Here is an 18,775-nt window from a genome sequence, read left to right as displayed (position 1 = left end):
AGATCATATAAAAACCTTCTAATAAAACATTTGACTTCTTTGTGTTTTCTAAAAATCCTGTTGATACTACAAAAACCATATTATTCGAAATGGTCTTTCTATGAGTATTACCTATATTAGATTCTAGAAAGAGAATCATCAATTTTAATTAAGATTACTTTATTGATAAAAATTCTTTTTTCAAACATAATTGCGATAACGCTAAGAAGAATCCCGCCAGGTAATATTCAATTAAATTGACTGACGAAATAAAGGAAATATAAAGAATGAGACACAGTATCACATTAGTCACAATTACTATTTTATTGGTAACCCCTTGTTTCGGGCAGCAACATTTAGATTCCTTATGGAATGTTTGGGAAGATAAAAAGCAATCAAATGAAATTCGGGTAAAAGCATTGACTGAATATGCTAAAAAGTATAATAAAACAAACGCCGATAGTTCCCTGTTTTATGCTGAAAAAGCTTATGATTTTGCCTATGCTAAAGGACTAGAAGAATATAAAGTTAAATCTAAACGAGTAATATGGTCTGTATATTATAAAAAAGGAGACTTTGATACTGCCAATAGAATAAATACTGAAGCTTTTGAAACTGCCATACAAAATGGAGATAGTTCAAGTATTGCACTAGCATATACCAGGTTTGGATTGGTTACGAATAAAAAGTATGAGTATGATAGTACCATTGTTTATTATCGTAAAGCAATAGAAGTATCAAAAGCGTTAAACGATAAAGAACAAGTGGCAAATAACTTAAACAACATTGGTATTGTTTATATTTATAAGAACGACTATCCATCTGCAGAAGCCTGTTTTGAACAGTGTATTAGCTTATACGAAGAACTAGGAATGAATACTACCGCTTCTTCAACTAATTTAGCGCTTTTAAAGAAAAGGAAAGGTGATTTATCTATGGCTATAGAATTGTTCCAGAAACAATTAGCTTACCATGAAAAAAATGGAGATGAAGCAAGTGCTGCCACAGACCATATCAATATAGCAAGTTTACATTACGACCTGGAAAATAAAGAACAATTTTTAGAGCATACGTATAAGGCATTAGAACTAAATGAAAAATTAAACAATAAAGAAGGTCTTGCTAAGGTTTTAGCAAATTTGGGTGAAGCCTCTGTAAAATACAAAGACCAAGATAAAGCACTTGAATATTTAAACAGAAGTCTTTTAATTTCTGAGGAAATTGGTAATAAAGCGTTTATAGGTCGAGCGCTAAGAGAAATAGGTAAAATTCAAATACACCTCAAAAACTATCCGGAAGCTTATAAAAACTTATCACGTTCATTAACTATTTCTGAAGAGATAAATTATACTCTAGGAGTTGCTATGGCACAAAGAGGAATGGGCTTATACTATAAAGCTATTGGTAATACAAAACAGGCTTTAGCTTATTTCAACAAAAGCTTAGAGACTTCAAGAAATAGGTTTATTGCAGAGGTTAGAGATGCTTCTTTTGATTTATTTCAATTATATGATTCTTTAGGAAATGACAAACTAGCATTGGAGTCATACAAGTTATATGTATCCACAAATGATAGCATACAAGCTATAGATAATAAGCGAGCAATTATAGGTCAAGAGTTTAAGTATGAGTACGAAAAAAAAGCACTCAAAGACAGTATTTATTTTGAAAGCCAAAGAGAAATTCAAAAAGCGACGCTCGAAAAAACGCAAAATCAACGTCAAACTTTATTTGTAATTCTTCTGATCGTATTGGGGTTTTCAGGTATTCTATTTAATAGAATTAGATTTATTAAAAAGCAAAAAAACACGATTGAAGACCAGAATCAAGAACTTAATAATTTAAATGAAAATTTAGAACAAAAAGTTGAGGAGCGTACTCAAAAAATAGTTGAAGTTAACAATAACTTGAAAGTAAGTGATGAACGTTATAAATATGCATTAGATGCATCAAATGATGGTATATGGGATTGGAATGTGAAATCTGATACCATAAAATTTAGCTCAGCAATTTATACAATGCTAGGTTACGCCCCTTATGAATTTGAAGAATCCAGAGAAGAGATTTATAAAAGGATTTCGGATGAAAATCAAAGAGAGGTTCTAAAAGAAAATCATCAAAAATTAATGACTGAAGGCAATGACAAGCAATTGCTGGATGAGTATAAAATGAAAAAGAAAGATGGTGATACCATCTGGATTCAAGTAAAAGGTAAAATTGTAGAGCGAGATACTGAGGGAAAACCAATGAGAATGGTCGGGACACATATAGATATTACCGCAGATAAAAAACGAACTCAGGAAATGCTTGAAGCCGTTTTAAAAACGGAAAATATTGAACGTAGTAGAATTTCAAGAGATATACACGATGGCCTTCAGCAAACACTTACCATAGCATCTTTAAACTTTCAAACTGCAAAAAAAGAACTCAATAAATTAGGTAATAATGCTAAAGAAAAATTTGAATTAGGTTGGAATTATTTGCAAGATTCCATTAAAGAAAGTCGAGTTGTGGCTCACTCACTAATGCCTAAAGCAATAATAGATTTTGGAGTTATTTCTGCATATGAGAGTTTAATTGATCAAATGGATAAGAGTTCTGAATCAATTACTTTTAATTTTGCACATAACTTCAAACAAGAAAGAATAGAAAATCAACAAATAGAAATTACTTTATATCGTATTTTACAGGAGTCCATTAATAATATCATTAAATACTCAAAAGCAGAAAATGTATCTATTCAATTGAAAGATTATGATGAAATGTATATGTTAACCATTGAGGATGACGGCGTTGGTTTTGACATTCAAAAATTAACAGAGAAGAATAAAGGTTTAGGGTTTCAGAGTATGAGAAACAGATTAGATGCCATAAACGGTTTTTTAGAAATAGACAGTAGAATTGGCAGAGGAACTACTATTTTAGTAGAAATAAATAAAAGCATGTAACAACAATGGAAAAGATAAAACTTTTTTTAGTGGATGATCATAAAATGATACGAGAAGGATTGAAAAACTTCTTGGGAGATCATCAAGATTTTGAAATAGTTGCAGAAGCAGAGAATGGCGAAGACTGCCTGAATCAATTAAAAGAAGTATCTGTAGATATTGTCTTAACGGATTTGAATATGCCAATCATGGACGGCTTAGAATTGATTAAGAAATTAAAAGCTGATCATTCGGAAATTAAAATAATTGCCTTAACAATGATGGGAGAAAGTCAACATATAAAACAGATGTTGGCAGAAGGTGCTCTTGGATATTTACTTAAGAATTGTAGTGAGGAAGAATTGATACAGGCGATAAAAAGTGTCTATGAAGGTAACACCTATTATTCTCCAGAGGTTACCAATATTATTTTAAATAACATTCGTAAAGTAAAACCAATTTCAACATCAAAGGTTGTAACTGAAATGCCCTTAACCGAAAGGGAAAAGGAAGTGTTACATTTGATTTTAAAAGAACAATCGAACAAAGAAATTGCTGATCAATTATTTGTAAGTGTAAGAACAGTTGATGCACATAAGCGAAACTTATTAGATAAAACCGGAAGTAAAAATGTAGCAGGTCTGGTTTTATACGCCATAGACAGGCAACTTTTTGATGATGTATAGGTAATTTACCTATCAGGTTAATTAGGTTTTTTACCAATTTACACATTATAATTACTAGTTAATTTTGCCTTTTAAATAGGTTAATTATGCTGGTAGGTAAAGAGAATGTAGTGAATAAGAAAATAGTAAAAGAAGTTTCAGAAGTATTTACTATTGCTTTTAAAAATTATAATGAAATATTAGACGGCAGTCAAACTTTGTATTCACCAAGAATTCTTTTGGTAAATCTAATGGATTTAGGCTCATATGAAGAAGAGGTCATTTCCGCATTAAAAGAGAAATTTCCCAAATTAAAATTAATAGCAATCCATTGTTTTCAAAATCCAGAAATGATAAATAGTTTAATTAGAAAAGGATATGATAGTTATGTTTCTGTTTTTGATTTATCAAATGAATTCTCTACTATGCTACATACACAAGATGTTGTTTAATCCAAGTATTTAGCCACTTTACACAAAAGGAAGTAGTGAAATTTCAAACGTGAATAAGGCCTTATCATCTTACATCAATCTTAACAACTTCTTAGAGTTACTCCATTTCCTTTTCTTCAAATACGGCAGTAATCGATTTATCCGAATTCATGGTTATTAAAATCGGATTATCGTCCCCAGTGGCGTCTCCCTGCCATCCTACGAAGGTATATGACTGTGACGCCATCAATCTTGTCTATTTCATACTTAAATCTGAACTTAGGCTGAGCATCCTCATAAAAACGTTCAAATATTTCAACTCCGTAATCCAGAAATGGATCTTGTGTATTCTCAAAGGTGTATTCAAACTTCGTGTGACCCATTGTTGTGATATGACTTACAATTCAATCTCATCGAATCGCTAATAAATGATTCATCACATAGGATCTCGTCATTTGAAAGCTCTTCGAATCCAATTTCAGTCAAGAACTCAAGTTGAGCCTTAAACTCGTCTTTCAATGTGGATAGGAAGTTTCCATACTTTCTCACTCCTAAAATCCTCCAAAAAAATATGCCATAAGTCTCCTGAGGCTGGATAATTCCTTTGGATTCTATTGCAGGAAAACTTAAGTAGAATTGACCATTAGGATCATATGAATCACTCATTGCTATACTCTTTTATCAACATGTAATTTGCACTTATGTTGAATTTACTAAAATTTATTACATTGAAACTAGTTTAAGAAAAGTGACCTATTCGGTCACCTCAATGATTTACAGGATTTAAACTGTTGATATATAGATGCTTGAGATCTAGGTGATAGACCCTCCATCTCCACAGATAAATTGAATGAAGAAAATTGAATTGAAATTTCCGTAAGGAGACATGTAGAAAGTTCACTTTCTTAAATGTCGACAAAGGAAATATCGGATGATAATCCGATTATTCAATTTTCAGAATGGGAGGTATTAGGGACCAACGAAGTTAATCCCTCCTAACGAAACAAAAAAATCGCCAAGTTTTTACTTGAGCGATTTTTTTTATGAAAAGATGTTAATTGCTGATAGGCAATTTGCAGATTCTATTTGCAGAACTGAAGTCACTAGGGCCCAGCGAAGCTAATCCCGGTATCTCCACAAATGAATCAATATTTTCAAAAGCACATCTAAAGCGAGCCAGAAAAAACAGCTCGCTTTTTTTATGGTAAGAGAAAGATGTGATATGGTGAAACCATAAAAATATTGATTCTCAACATGGGAGCATCAGGGCCCAGCGAAGCTAATCCCGATATTTATAAAGCAAAAGGAGGAATAATCTTGATTGAAGATTGAAGATTGGAGATTTTTGATTTTTGATCTTCTTTTTTTGACCCTTGATTGATTATCGAGCAAGCAATTTGCAGATTTATCCGCCTTCGGCCGACAGGTTTGCATGACCGGAGTCACTAGGGACCAATGCAGGTAATCCTCCATCTCCACAAATAAAAATGAACCATTAATTGACGATTCTTTCAGTTTTCTTTTATTACTATTTGATTATAAATTTCCTTTAAATGAAATCAGCAAGTTTCATTTTCTCAGAACAAGTCTTTATCCTTTTCAGACAATGCACTTTCTTTGATCTTACTTTCTTTTTCAATTAATTCTTCAATTTTAGGCAGGTAAATAATGGTATTTACCACAAAACGATTGCAGCATTGTTTTGACCAACTATATCATTTTTTACCAATGGTTTATCGAATTGTACAATTCTCAGGGCTTTAACAGAAGTACTTTTGCTGTGTAATAATTAAAATCTAAAATCATGAGAAATTTAAACGTAAAGCATTTAGGAATTTTACTTGGCATTCTATTTCTGACCTCTTGCCATCAATCGGATAAGAAAGAAGCTAAGAATCAATTTATCATTGCAAAAGAAAATGAGGAATCAGCGATCGAATTGGGTAAATGGGGGATGCCATTGGTGTCATTCTTTGCCCAAAAAGAGGCGAACGAACGTGACATGGGAGCTTTGGCCAACCAAATTCTCTATTGGTCACAACCATTAGATCACAATAATAAAATCCTTACACCAAATGATGTGGTTCTCTATATATCTGCATCGATTGATACTTACGAAGGTCCAATTGTATTGGAGATTCCCAAAACAGATGAGAATATAGGACTGTTTGGTTCTATTGTGGATCCGTTTATGGTTCCCCTTGAGGACGTTGGTGGAGAAAATGGTATCGATAAAGGCTTGGGAGGTAAAATTATGATTACACCCCCTAATTATGACGGTGAGATACCTGACGATTATCTACATATTCCAAGTGCCCATTATAATTCGGTAGCGGGACTGAGGATTACACCCCTGTCATTCGAACCAGAGGATATTAACATGGCTGTTGAATTCATAAAGAAGATGAAATTATACCCATTTGGAACAGAGAGAGAGACAGTATTTGTGGATGGAGAAAATAAACCATACGATCCAAGACCACCCTATGACGAAAACTTTTTCAGACTGATAGATCATTACATTCAAACCGAAGCTCACAAGGAAATTGACACGAGTTTTATACAAAAAATGCACCTTGTGGGTATCGAAAAGGGTAAAGATTTTGTAGCAGACGAATCTCATAAAAGAATTGCCTCAGTGGTCAAAGAAGAATTACAGTCAGGATTCAGAAACGTCGGGAATAAGTTCTTTTCCAATTCGAATTGGACAACTCCAGTAGACCCTGTGGAGTCTCAAACTCAATTTACTTATGTTGACGAACAAGGAATCTACTACTGGGAAATGCGAGCTCAAACATGGCACTGGGCTATTTGGGGTCCGAAACACCTCGGAGGAGATACCTTTTATCTGATCGGTCAAAAGGACAAGGATGGAAATGTTTTCTCCAGTAACGCAACTTACGAACTCACAGTTCCACCTAATGTGCCCGCTGGAAAGTTTTGGTCTGTCAACGTGTACGAATTCGAAACCGGAGGAACATTCTTTGACGATGTGGAGAAGGTTGCCGTTTCTTCCAAGCAAATTGACTTGTTGACAAATGAAGATGGTTCGGTAACCTTGACCTTCGGCCCTGAATGCCCGGAAGGTATGCCGATTTCGAACCATGTTCTCACCGTTGGTGATGGCTCGTGGTTTGCCCTTTTTAGATGGTATGATCCGCTTCCAGAGTTATTTCCAACTTCAGACAACAGATGGACACTGGGAGATTTTAAGAAAATAGAATTATAATATTTTGAATACAAAACAACTAAAAAATGAAAACAAAAGCATTTTTAGCATCGATATTGGTTCTCCTCATATATGCAAGTTGTGAGAGTCCAAAAGGCACATCTAACTCAGAGCTGCCAGAACAGAAATCAGAACATGTGAAGTGGGACTACAGCGGCGAGAGTGGACCAGAGCACTGGGTCCAATTGGAGCAGGATTCTGAATGTGATGGCTTACATCAATCTCCAATTAATATAATCGATGTCGAAACATCTCCAGGGAATTTCCTCGGGAAAATCGATGAAATGATCTATGAGGATGAAACAACGATTAGATCTATAACGAACAACGGACATACAATTCAGTATAATTTTGACGGAGACCTCAATACAATGGAATATGAAGGAAAGAAATTTAAAATGATTCAGTTTCATTTTCACGCTCTTTCTGAGCACACGATTAATGGCGTTCGCTACCCTTTAGAGATTCATCTTGTTCACCACTGTGAAGAAACAGACTCATATATTGTTCTTGCCCTTCTGGTTCAACAAGGAGAGCCTGACCCAACATTCACATTCCTGGATAATTACCTGCCAATACAAGTAGGTGAGACCCTGGAAATAAATGAAAGTTACAACCTCGGATCCAAAGTTTCGGACATATTCGGTATGGACAGTGTTGATGTATTTACCTATGAAGGTTCTCTAACGACACCCCCTTGTACCCAGGATGTGCTTTGGATTGTTGTGAAGAACGCCAGCAGTGCCTCGCCTGCTCAAATTGAAGCCTTGCAAACCTTGATGCCAAAAAACAACTACAGGGACACGCAAGAAATCAATGATAGGGATATACACCACGAAAAGATGAGAGAATTGTTTTGATCAATTATATCATTTTTTACCAATGGTTTGCCGTATTGTACAATTTTGAGGCCTTTAGCAGAAGTACTTTTGTTGTCTAATAATTAAAATATAGAATCATGAGAAAAATAATGTATTTAGCGCTGAGTGTTTTGATAATAAGTTCATGCACTAATAGCACCGAAGAAAATTCGATGGAAAAAGATCAATACAAATTCGAGAATGGATATCCTGTAACTTCTGATATGCCGTCGATTTTTGAAGAATTGGATTATCAAAGGGCAGTTCAATCCTATTTATGGGCAACTCCTGCCGTAGCAACCTATTCTTTCATTGAAGGCCTTCAAAGGGATTATGGTGCCGATATGTATACCGCGAATATTTGGGAGAAATCAGCAACACCAAAGACCATTGTATTTACAGGAAATTCTCAATCCATTTATTCAGTCGGCTATTTTGATCTATCTGAAACAGGTCCTTTTGTCCTTGAATTCCCAGAGAACCTGTTGGGAATGGTAGATGACCTTTGGTATGCCCCAATAACTGATGTTGGTCTGGCTGGACCGGATAAAGGAGCAGGGGGAAAATATTTGATTCTGCCCCCAAATTACAAGGGTGAAATTCCAGATGGATATTACACCTATGAATCGACTACATTCATGAATATTTGGCTAGTCAGGGCCTTTCAGGGAAATGACGGATCTTCACCTGTGGATGACCTTAAACAAATAAGGACTTATCCGTTAAGTAAAATAGACGATCAGCCTGAAATGACCTATAAAATGGTTTCTGATATCCACGCAGACCTTACATTTCCTACAGATGAGCGGTTTTTTGATCAATTGGGGAAAATATTTACTAAAGAAAATGTTCGGGATATCGACATGGCTTATTTGGGCATGCTCAGTTCATTGGGAATTGAAAACGGCCAGCCATTTTCTCCCGATACTAAAATGAAAGCATTGTTCAAAAGAGCATCAGAAACCGGAAACGCTATGGCCAGGGCCATCGCATATTCGTCACGCAACGAGAATAAGAATCCCTATACTGACGGTCAATGGGAGTGGATTTTCTTAACAGAACGCCCTACCTTTTACACCGAAAATTACTTAGACATTGAAGCAAGAATTACCTACACCCACCAGGCCTGTTTTACAGCAAATGGAATGGTAGCCAAAAATGTCGGTGTGGGGTCACAGTATTTTGCCGCCTACAAAGACGGCAATGGAGCGTGGTTGGACGGATCCCAGAATTATAAGCTCACCCTGCCACCGGATGTTCCTGTAGTCAATTTTTGGTCCCTGATGGTTTATAACTCAGAAACACGTTCAATGGTCGTTACAGATACAGAAGATGCTGGATTAGATTCTTATGGTGACCTGCAGGTTAATGAAAATGGAAGTATTGATCTCTATATGGGACCCACTCCTCCGGAAGGAATAGAAAGCAACTGGATTAAGACGGACGAACAGACTGGATTCTTTGTCTATTTGAGATTTTACGGACCAAAACAGGAGTTCTTTGATAAAACATGGGTGCCGGGAGATATTGAGCCATTGGATAATAATCGATGAAACAAACGGAGAAATGAAGATTAAAAATATAATGAAAGTAGGAGGAGAAGACCATATTCACAACGACTTCTTCTTCTACTTTGCCCAGTGATTACTCTGAATACACGGATAGACCAGATAAGTTCCTGGTTTTGCATTTCGTCAATGGCATTTGGGATACGAACTTCGGAGAAGTTATGGGGCACAGTGCAACAGACAGTGCGATTTTTGATCGTGTAGTAGCTTTTGCCAACGAAATTGGAATGGTTCCCTTCCCAATCAAAAAAGAGCTAAGGAAGTTAATAATTATTGTCTCACGCTGCTGGGCAGACAATTGAATGTTTTTTTAAAGCTTTTTGTGAAATGGCTCTGGTCATTGAACCCAAGCGTTAAGGCGATATCGGTCAAGGATCTGGAACTTGATTCCAGAAGGCGGTAAGCTTCATTCAATCTTTCTGTCAATACGTATTGGTAAGGAGGCATTCCAAATACTTTTTTAAAGTTGGACCTTAATTTGCTTGACGACATGGCAAAGGTCCTGCTCAAGGTTTCCATATCCGGAGGCGCATCAATATTCTCTGATAACAATTGTCTTATGGCAAAAAGCCTGGTCAAGTCTACGTCCGGAATGCCATATTTTTCATTATCTGAATGCCTTTTGTAAAGCTGGATAAAAAAATGCGTGGTCAATTCTATCGATTTGGATGAGATCAGCCCTTTTTTGCCTACCTCAAGTTTTCGGTATGAAAAGATATCCTTCATCAATGTCGAGAACTTCGGAGTCATGTTCTCAAATAGGATCCAGGGAGCGGGATTTGCCACAATTTCATCAAGCATTTCCCATTTTGACTCCGTAAACGCGATCCATTCTTCTATAGGTATGTGGACAGCGATCCACTTTACTGTTCTATTTTTACGGATTACAATTTTTTGCTCCGTATAGGTATTGAAAAGGCTGACCCCATTTTCCAAACCTTCACCGATCGCAGTCAGCTCATCTCCGTAAACGATGCTTGATTCCAAAATGAACCGGACCACCAATGACTTCAGATGATTTGGCTTGATTGTAATTGTTGTGTCAACGCCCATAGTACAATCGAAAAGGGCGATATGGACATCACTGAAAAAATCAATGACCTCAAAATTGAATTCTTCCGTATTCGTTTTCAGGCTAAAGCCTTCTTCCGAAATCACTCCATGAGGAAAATGTCTTTTGATCTCATTTAACAATGATTCCTTTGAATCAATAAAGCTAAGTTCAATGTGCCGCATTTTTAAATTTAAGCATTTGTTTGGTTGCTAACGCCTCAGGGTAGGAAAATGGAAATCCAACTATTTCAAGAAGGATAGATATTAAAATCTTCTTTTAATATTTAGATTTAATCATAACAAAAATAGCTTCTGTTTAACCCTGAAAATTGAACAACAAGATAAACCAATAGTAAAAAATGACAAAGTAGGCAAAAAAATTCAGTTATTTACTCAGGTCAAACACGTATTTATTCACACCAGGATCTGTATCCCCAGATTAAAAATGTATTGTTCCTGCCAAGAAATTTGCAGATTTATCCGCCTTCGGCCGACAGGTTTGCAGGACCGGAGTAATTTGGGACCAACGAAGTTAATCCCGGTATCTCCACAAATGAATCAATATTTTCAAAAGCACATCTAAAGCGAGCCAGAAAAAACAGCTTGCTTTTTTTATGGTAAGAGAAAGATGTGATATGGTGAAACCATAAAAATATTGATTCTCAACATGGGAGCATCAGGGCCCAGCGAAGCTAATCCCTCCTAAAAAGACAAGTAAAAAGGAATACAGATCGGTTTCCAGAAGATTTTATGTTTGAACTCACTAAAGAGGAATTTGCAAATTGGAGGAGCCAATTTGTCACCTCCAATTCTTCAAACAAAATGGGGTTACGATATGCTCCATATGTTTTTACGGAACAAGGAGTAGCAATGTTATCAAGTGTTCTAAATAGTCCAAGAGCAATTGCTGTAAATATTAGAATTATTAGAGTATTTACCAAGATCAGAAAAATGCTCACAGATAATCTAAACATAAAACTAGAAATCGAAGAAATTAAAAAGAATTTGTCCAATCAAAATAAAAACATTGATCTTGTTTTTCAATACTTAGACGAATTAATCGAGAAGAAAGAAAAACCAATAACAAAAATAGGTTTTAAAAAATCATACAAAAGCTAAGTAAAGCAGATTCATTTGCAGGAACGGAGTCTCTCGGGACCCGTGAAGTTAAACTCTTCGGGAAAACAAAAAATATTTCTGAAAGTATCCTATAAGATACCGAAAACCAAAACGCTGTATCTGAAATTGCTGTAGCCTGTTTTCTAACGGAATAAGACGATTTTATTGATCAATTTGACTCTGAAAAAACTGGATGAATTGACAATTGGTTAAGATGGAATTTTTAATTGATCATATATACTACCAAAAGTATAATTGAAACTACTATGATAAAAAGAATAATGAAGGTCTTCATATTTTCTCTTCTCCTGTTCTCAATAACTTTATTTCTAATCTGAAGTAACGCTTCTTTAGACAGCTTTTTTGATGTATTTATGCCTTTTGAGGCGATCTGATATTCTCTTTTTATGCTTCTAAACGACCTTTTTCTTTGAAACATTCCTTTCCTGCGTAACATATTACTGTTATTACGCAATGTGGTGATCATATGCTGCATACTGCCTTCTCCTCCCATTTTAATCTCGTGCTTTACCCAAAATTAATTTAATTGAAACTGTATTCAAATGACAATTATCATTGATTTGAAGAATTAGGACTAGTTTTAAGAGCGGCCTGCATAAGTTTAATGAATAGAATTGGAAACGTTATCAACCAACCAAGCTAATCCCTCCTGACGAAACAAAAAAAGACGCCGAGTTCACTCGTGCGTCTTTTTTTGTGAGAAGCTATAAAATTACTAATCAGCCCTCTTTCTCCTCACTATTTTTACAATACGGTTAATTACGATTTCTGATAAATTCCAATCATATCCATTAAAGTCAGTAGTATTTATAAACTGAATAACGACTGTGTCGATGTCTTTATGGTATTCTGCCAGACTCTGATAGCCAGGAATCAGACCACCATGCTCGTAGACGTAAATGGAAGAATAGATTTCCTGTCCGCCTTCTTTAAACACCGACCCTTCATTTAATGCCCTTAAGAAAATACCGATATCCTCTGCTGTAGCGATCATTGAACCATAATCATTCGTCTTCAGATCCTCTTCATATCCAACATAATAGCCACTCATCAAATCGTCTATATTCACTTCACTAAGCGAAAAAAACGTATTGTTCAACCCAAGAGGGATCAATATTTCCTCCTGGATATATTGATGATGGCTATAACCCACCACCTTGTCAATGAGTCTGGAAAGCAACAAATAATTGGTATTGCAATATTCATAGTCTTCATCTGGTTCAAAGTTAGCCGGCAAATCAAGTGCATATTCAAGCACATCTTTACTGCTTTCCTGCGGATTATTCCAAAAACCCGGATGGTTGGTAAAATTGGGAATGCCACTCCGGTGTTGCGCCATCAATCTCAAGGTAATTCTATCAGCATTTTCTATTCTTCCTGCAAGTTCCGGAAAGTAATCAGCGAGCGTTTTATCTAAAGACAAACGTTGCTCATTGACCAATTTTGTGATCGCAACAGCCACATATAACTTACTGATACTGGCAATCTTGAATAAGGCCTCTGGGTCGGCAGGGATCTTATTTTCTCGATCCTTCCAACCTGAGGCATAAAATACAGGAGGTTTGCCACCTTCGTCTACATATACGATCATCCCATCAAATCCATGATCTATGGCCTCTTCTACTTGTTCTTGAACCGAATCAGGTAGTGGTAATATCCAAGCCTTTACCAAAATCCATGGCACGAAATACAAAGAGCCTATACTTGCCATAATTAATACTATTCTGAGTAATCGTTTTATTTGTTTCTTATTCATACCTATTTTATTAAATCTTCACTGAATTCACTACTGCTATTTTCTAATATGAATTCCTGTGGTATTTCGTTTGTTATCTGACTTGGTTTCCTTGAATTTTTGACCGTCATTCCAAATAAAGGCCTCAAGATACGAATCCTTCTGATGATGAATTCATATATAAAATAGCACATTGTAAATGTAAACATGATAATCCCAATAAACTGCAGTACCGGAGCTATCTCCAATGGTAAAATAAACAGAGCTCCTGCGTACAGTGCAAACATGTGTATGATGTATACTGGATAAGCGGCTTGACTCAAGTAGGTAAGTGTTTTACTCGGTTTGTTCAAGTACTTATAGCCAAATCCGAATACTGCTAAAATCCAGCAATTAGATTCAATAGCCGTCAGATATGAAGGTGCTTCAGTCGCAAATACTATGAATCTAATTCCATATAGTACGATGGCTACACCAACATACAACCACCTCCATTTCAATACAGTTTGCCAGAACGTCTTACCACTGTAGACTAAAAGAAAACCGAAAAAGAAGGCAAGAAGTCCATTAAAAAAACCATGCCAGGTCTGGGCATACAATGAAAACAGCTGGGGTCTTACCAACAAAACCTCAATGACAAAAAATAAGGATATCAATAAAGGGCCTCCTGGATGACTCATTATAGTGGATAAGGCTCTTTTAATTAACCCATCCTCGTTCTTCTTTAGATAATAACACAGTGGCAAAAGTAAAATTACATACACAAAGATATTCCCCAGAAACCATAAATGGCCTTGATGCGGATAATAACTCAGGGGCAAATTATAGTATTTCTGAAAAATAAACATATGTAAAGGAACAATAGCCACAATGCCAAAAGCGAAGGGTAACAAAATTCGTTTTGTCCGGTCAAGAAGTAGCTGTTTCCAATTTCTTTTGCGCATGGCGAAATAGAGCCCCATCCCTGAAACGTAGAATAAAAGTGGAATTCGCCAAACGTTTAGCATGGTCATAGGTTTCCATAGGGATTGAAGTGATTCATCGCTTTTGATAAAGCCTATGAACATCGCCCATGGTTGGAAAATGATGGCTATATGATAAATCAATAACAAACCAATGGCAATTACCCGTAACCAATCTATATCGTGTCTTCTTTCTGCTCTCATTTTGAAAATTGTTTAGATTTAATTATTGTAACATCATGGCCATCACCGGACGCAACTCTTGTATTTCATTCAAATCAAGTTGTAAACCAATCGGGCTTAATTGTTGTTGTAACATTTCATAGATAGGCTTAATCTCAGCATATGGTCCACTCACACTTTCTCCTGGTGTTGCACCAAAATTGTTTCTGGCATTTTTATCTGCTTTGGCATCAATTAGGAACTGAGCAATTTCAACTCGGCAGAAAAATGCGGCTACATGCAAAGGGGTTGCACCATCATTATTTGTAATAGACAGATCTACACCTGCATCGATCAATGCTTTTGCAATTTCTTTTTGATCAAAAGTTGTAGCAGTTATTAAAGGAGTAGAGCCACTCATTTGGTCCTTCTTATTTAAATCAGATCCTGCTGTAATATGTTGCTCAACAACTTCCAGATTACCGCTCATGACGGCAGCCTGCAAATCCATATCAGGAGCATTAACAACTTCTTTTGGTTGAGAACCATTAGTGGCATCTTTTTTGGCACTGCCTCCGGATTGAGCACAGGCACTCGTAAATAATAGCACTATTAAAGACATGCTTAATACAGTTTTTAAGGAATTAAATTTTTGTGTTTTCATTTTTTTAAGTTTTTAAAGTTTTAATGTTTTTTTGTTGATACAAAGATGCGACAAGCCTGCAGGCCTTACCAATCAGCTATGCAGCAATCTATATCAAGTTTGATGAAGGTGTGAAAAACATGACGCAAGCATATAAATTATGACGCAAAACTCTTTTTTTCGATAAATCTGTAGCTAGATTAATAGCTAGCATCTACATAAATTTTTCTACTTTCGTAGGAACTTAATTTGGCATGTCAAATACCTCAGAAACCAGATCGGAATTTATTCAAAAAGCAGAAGCGATTATTCTGGAAAATATTTCGAATGAACAATTCGGAGTTTCAGAATTAGCAGAAGTCATGAACATGAGTCGTTCTAACTTACTGAGAAAAATCAAAAAAGACACCACGTTATCTGCGAGTCAATTTATGCGTCAAGTAAGACTTGTGAAAAGCATGGAAATGCTAAAACAGAATTCCATGACGGTTTCTGAGGTTTCTTACAAAGTGGGTTTTGGAAGTACCTCCTATTATATCAAATGTTTTCGAGAATATTATGGATACCCCCCTGGTGAGGCAGGCAAAAGAAAAGTTGAAGATGAGCCTGCTAAAGAAAAGACCAACCTTTTTAGCAAATACAGATGGCTGATTTTGGGCACAGCATCAGCGATACTAATTGTTCTATCTGTTTTTCTTTTCAACAATAAAAAAGATACCAAGCCTAGTGAAGTGGAAAAATCTATTGCAGTATTACCTTTCAAAAATGAAAGTAACGATTCTTTGAATCTGTATTTCGTCAATGGTCTCATGGAATCATCTTTAAACAAACTTCAAAAAATTGAAGACCTTCGAGTTATAAGTAGAACCTCCGTTGAAAAGTATAGGGAAACTACTATGAGTATTCCGGAAATTGCCGAAGAACTCAACGTCAATTACTTGGTAGAAGGAAGCGGACAACGAATTGGAGATCAGGTTTTACTCAACATCCAATTAATCGAAGCTTCAAGTGACAGACCCATTTGGGTGGAACAATACAGTCGTGAAGTGGGGGATGTATTCGCACTGCAAAATGAAGTAGCCAAAAAAATAGCCACTGCAATCAAGGCTATGGTCACTCCAGCAGAAATGCAGCAAATTGAGAAAATACCGACTGAAAACTTGGTGGCCTATGATTATTACCTTCAGGCACTTGACCCTTACTATAGCAGATCCACGGAAGGCCTGGTAATGGCCATTCCCTTATTTAAGAAGGCCATCGAAAACGATGATCAATTTGCCTTGGCCTATGCGCATACCGCCATTGCATATTATTTCATGGATTTAAATCAAGCCGATAAACAACACACAGAAGACATCAATAATTATTCGGATAAGGCACTTCTTTATGATTCGAAATCTGCAGAAAGTCTTATTTCAAAGGCCCTTTACTATATGACTATTGAAGACTTTAGGTTAGCCCTTCCTTATCTTAAAAAAGCACTGGAATACAATCCTAACTCTTCACCGGTGATTCAAATGCTGGCTGATTTATATGCCCGTGCCATACCTAATACCAGCAAATATCTGGAATACGCTTTAAAAGGTATTCAACTCAATATCGGAGCCAATGATTCGATTGCTAAAAGTTATGTCTATCTGCATCTTAGTAATGCCCTTATTCAAACTGGTTTTGTGGATGAGGCCATTACTTATATCGACATGTCACTTGACTACAATCCAAACAATTATTATTCGCCTTTGGTAAAAACATATATTATGTATGCCAAGAACAGAGATTTAGAAGAGACTAAAAATCGATTGATTTATGAATATAGTAAAGATAGTACCCGATTGGATATTTTACAGGAAATAGGTAAAGCCTATTACTTTCAGAAGGAATATGATTCTGCTTTTACCTACTATGAAAGTTTTGCAAATGCCAGAGTAAAATACGGACTGGACATGTATTCTCATGAGGATCTCAAAATCAGTTGGGTCTACCAAAAGGAAGGGTTGGATGCACAGGCAAAGGAATTTGAAAAATCCTATTCCGAATATTGTGAAAACGACGAGTCTATTTATAAAAGTGCCAGTATGGCTTCAAAGTATGCTTTTGAAGGGAAAAATGATGAGGCCATTGAGCAGCTCAAAATTTTTGCAACACAAAAAGATTTTCAGTATTGGATCTTGGTTTTTATGGAAATAGACCCCATCCTTGAGCCCCTTAAAAGTCATCCTGATTTTGAGGAGGTGATGAATCAGATTGAAGACCAGTTTTGGAAAGATCATACTAAATTGAAAGCATCCTTGGAAGAAAAAGGTTTGATGTAGATCGTAATTTATTCAAGCCCCTTTTAAAAACACCTTAAAATCCCCTTCAAAAAAACTTTGAAAATCATTTTCACTGACATCATTCCAAATCTCTTTCAGCCCAAGTTGCTCTGGTAAATGATAAGAGTCCTTTCTATTTTCAATCATACAATACAGGTAGTCTTTTTCATTTATTTTGTCAAAAAATTCCAATAGAGCTCCTACCAGGTATTGAATATTATCATTACTGTCAGCAGTCAAATGAAAACTCAAATAAATACACTTCTCTTGAAAATCAGGGTCCACAATATGTGTTTCATTAAGTTCATCTGGCTTTATTTTTTGACTTTTTAAATCAAGATAGGCTTTTTCACTAATAGGCAATACCAAAGAAAATCCCGCGTAAAAACCTAATTCATCTGTTATAAGCATATTTACCTTCGGAAGATGAAACAAAGCCTCTTTTAATAAGGCCAGCATGCTTTTGTGACAGACTTCAGAGATTTGCATCGCATTCATCAAAAATTCAAAATCATAATCTAAATCAATGGCTCTTATTCTGTCTGTTTTAGCATTCATTTTCAACTTATACCAGGAAGCATCCGGAAGATCAATTGCTAATTCGGATAAAGAATACTTCTGAGTCTTAAAGTCAAAATAAGTAGGAATCGGATCATTGGCATTCAAATTTCTTATAAGCTGAAAAGGTAATAAAGTTTCCTCAACCAATTCTGCTACCTTCTCCTCCTTAATAATCGTTTCATTTTTTTCCCATCGCTGAACCGTCCTAATATCCGCATTCATTTTGATCGACAAATCAGATTGAGATAAATGATTCATCCTTCTGTATTCTTTCAGAAGTTCCCCCAATGAATAATATTTTTTCATATGCTGTTAATTAGAGTAAAAATAGTGAAAATTAGACTCGGGCATGCTACGCCGTAATCATTCATTGAAATTGCCTTTACCTTCGCTTTGTAAATTCTAAAAATAGAAATCATGATCACTACAATTTGTATAGGAGGAATAATCGTTTTAAAATTCATTATCATTCAAGGATTAATGCGTCAAGGGATATCCTAAAGTCATAATGCTGCATAATATCATATCTTCTTTACCTTGATTTAAAG

16 protein-coding genes and 1 pseudogene are annotated in these 18,775 nt (G+C 35.7%); 9 read left to right on the top strand and 8 right to left on the bottom strand.

The features are described from left to right. Nucleotides 1-398 precede the first annotated feature (398 nt). The 3 genes from QWY87_RS02495 to QWY87_RS02485 all read left to right on the top strand — a co-directional run bounded on the left by QWY87_RS02495 (nt 399) and on the right by QWY87_RS02485 (nt 4,023). Nucleotides 399-2,927, top strand: a complete 2,529-nt coding sequence (locus QWY87_RS02495; RefSeq protein WP_290287813.1) for a tetratricopeptide repeat protein — start codon at nt 399-401, stop codon at nt 2,925-2,927. A gap of 5 nt (nt 2,928-2,932) precedes the next feature. Then, nucleotides 2,933-3,592, top strand: coding sequence for a response regulator (locus QWY87_RS02490; RefSeq protein ID WP_290287812.1), 660 nt, complete (start codon nt 2,933-2,935; stop codon nt 3,590-3,592). Nucleotides 3,593-3,678: 86 nt separating this feature from the next. Beyond that, on the top strand, nt 3,679-4,023 hold the full coding sequence (locus QWY87_RS02485; protein ID WP_290287811.1) for a hypothetical protein: 345 nt from the start codon (nt 3,679-3,681) through the stop codon (nt 4,021-4,023). A gap of 97 nt (nt 4,024-4,120) precedes the next feature. Here the strand turns inward: QWY87_RS02485 and QWY87_RS02480 are convergent, their stop codons facing one another. Together QWY87_RS02480 and QWY87_RS02475 are read right to left on the bottom strand one after the other, a co-directional pair. Continuing rightward, complete coding sequence (locus QWY87_RS02480; protein ID WP_290287810.1) at nt 4,121-4,249, bottom strand: InlB B-repeat-containing protein; 129 nt, start codon at nt 4,247-4,249, stop codon at nt 4,121-4,123. A gap of 116 nt (nt 4,250-4,365) precedes the next feature. Beyond that, nucleotides 4,366-4,668 carry a hypothetical protein gene (locus QWY87_RS02475; RefSeq protein WP_290287808.1) on the bottom strand — a complete coding sequence of 101 codons (303 nt, stop codon included), beginning with the start codon at nt 4,666-4,668 and terminating at the stop codon, nt 4,366-4,368. A gap of 1,138 nt (nt 4,669-5,806) precedes the next feature. On the opposite strand from QWY87_RS02475, the gene QWY87_RS02470 reads away from it, so the two are divergent. From QWY87_RS02470 to QWY87_RS17845, 4 genes are all read left to right on the top strand, one after another. Continuing rightward, nucleotides 5,807-7,231 carry a DUF1214 domain-containing protein gene (locus QWY87_RS02470; RefSeq protein ID WP_290287806.1) on the top strand — a complete coding sequence of 475 codons (1,425 nt, stop codon included), beginning with the start codon at nt 5,807-5,809 and terminating at the stop codon, nt 7,229-7,231. Nucleotides 7,232-7,368: 137 nt separating this feature from the next. Continuing rightward, nucleotides 7,369-8,091, top strand: coding sequence for a carbonic anhydrase (locus tag QWY87_RS02465; protein WP_290287805.1), 723 nt, complete (start codon nt 7,369-7,371; stop codon nt 8,089-8,091). Nucleotides 8,092-8,189: 98 nt separating this feature from the next. Beyond that, complete coding sequence (locus QWY87_RS02460; RefSeq protein WP_290287804.1) at nt 8,190-9,644, top strand: DUF1254 domain-containing protein; 1,455 nt, start codon at nt 8,190-8,192, stop codon at nt 9,642-9,644. 53 nt (nt 9,645-9,697) lie between these two features. Next, entirely contained in the window at nt 9,698-9,961 is a 264-nt protein-coding gene (locus tag QWY87_RS17845) for a 3-hydroxyacyl-CoA dehydrogenase NAD-binding domain-containing protein (RefSeq protein WP_435389486.1), read from the top strand. On the opposite strand, the gene QWY87_RS02455 is transcribed toward QWY87_RS17845, so the two are convergent. Continuing rightward, nucleotides 9,930-10,895, bottom strand: coding sequence for a helix-turn-helix transcriptional regulator (locus QWY87_RS02455; protein ID WP_290287803.1), 966 nt, complete (start codon nt 10,893-10,895; stop codon nt 9,930-9,932). The genes QWY87_RS17845 and QWY87_RS02455 overlap by 32 nt on opposite strands. A gap of 531 nt (nt 10,896-11,426) precedes the next feature. On the opposite strand from QWY87_RS02455, the pseudogene QWY87_RS02450 reads away from it, so the two are divergent. Beyond that, nucleotides 11,427-11,831, top strand: a pseudogene (locus tag QWY87_RS02450) (ORF6N domain-containing protein); the annotation flags it as partial. 223 nt (nt 11,832-12,054) lie between these two features. Here the strand turns inward: QWY87_RS02450 and QWY87_RS02445 are convergent. The 4 genes from QWY87_RS02445 to QWY87_RS02430 all read right to left on the bottom strand — a co-directional run bounded on the left by QWY87_RS02445 (nt 12,055) and on the right by QWY87_RS02430 (nt 15,375). Continuing rightward, entirely contained in the window at nt 12,055-12,288 is a 234-nt protein-coding gene (locus QWY87_RS02445; RefSeq protein WP_290287802.1) for a hypothetical protein, read from the bottom strand. Nucleotides 12,289-12,567: 279 nt separating this feature from the next. Next, entirely contained in the window at nt 12,568-13,608 is a 1,041-nt protein-coding gene (locus QWY87_RS02440; protein ID WP_290287801.1) for a serine hydrolase domain-containing protein, read from the bottom strand. A 2-nt stretch (nt 13,609-13,610) separates the two neighbouring features. Then, a complete protein-coding gene (locus QWY87_RS02435) occupies nt 13,611-14,753 on the bottom strand; it encodes an acyltransferase family protein (protein WP_290287800.1) in 1,143 nt (380 codons plus the stop codon). A 22-nt stretch (nt 14,754-14,775) separates the two neighbouring features. After that, the gene (locus tag QWY87_RS02430) at nt 14,776-15,375 is read right to left on the bottom strand and encodes an ankyrin repeat domain-containing protein (RefSeq protein ID WP_290287798.1); all 600 of its coding nucleotides are present in this window, start codon (nt 15,373-15,375) and stop codon (nt 14,776-14,778) included. A 233-nt stretch (nt 15,376-15,608) separates the two neighbouring features. On the opposite strand from QWY87_RS02430, the gene QWY87_RS02425 reads away from it, so the two are divergent. After that, entirely contained in the window at nt 15,609-17,666 is a 2,058-nt protein-coding gene (locus tag QWY87_RS02425; RefSeq protein WP_290287797.1) for a helix-turn-helix domain-containing protein, read from the top strand. Between the two features lie 12 nt (nt 17,667-17,678). Here QWY87_RS02425 and QWY87_RS02420 read toward each other — a convergent pair whose 3' ends face one another. Beyond that, nucleotides 17,679-18,533, bottom strand: coding sequence for a helix-turn-helix domain-containing protein (locus QWY87_RS02420; protein ID WP_290287795.1), 855 nt, complete (start codon nt 18,531-18,533; stop codon nt 17,679-17,681). Nucleotides 18,534-18,775 lie beyond the last annotated feature (242 nt).

The organism is Lutimonas halocynthiae, from assembly GCF_030409835.1.
Lineage (GTDB): Bacteria > Bacteroidota > Bacteroidia > Flavobacteriales > Flavobacteriaceae > Lutimonas > Lutimonas halocynthiae.
Note: the sequence above shows the minus strand (reverse complement) of the source record. Positions and strands in the feature narration are given on the sequence as shown.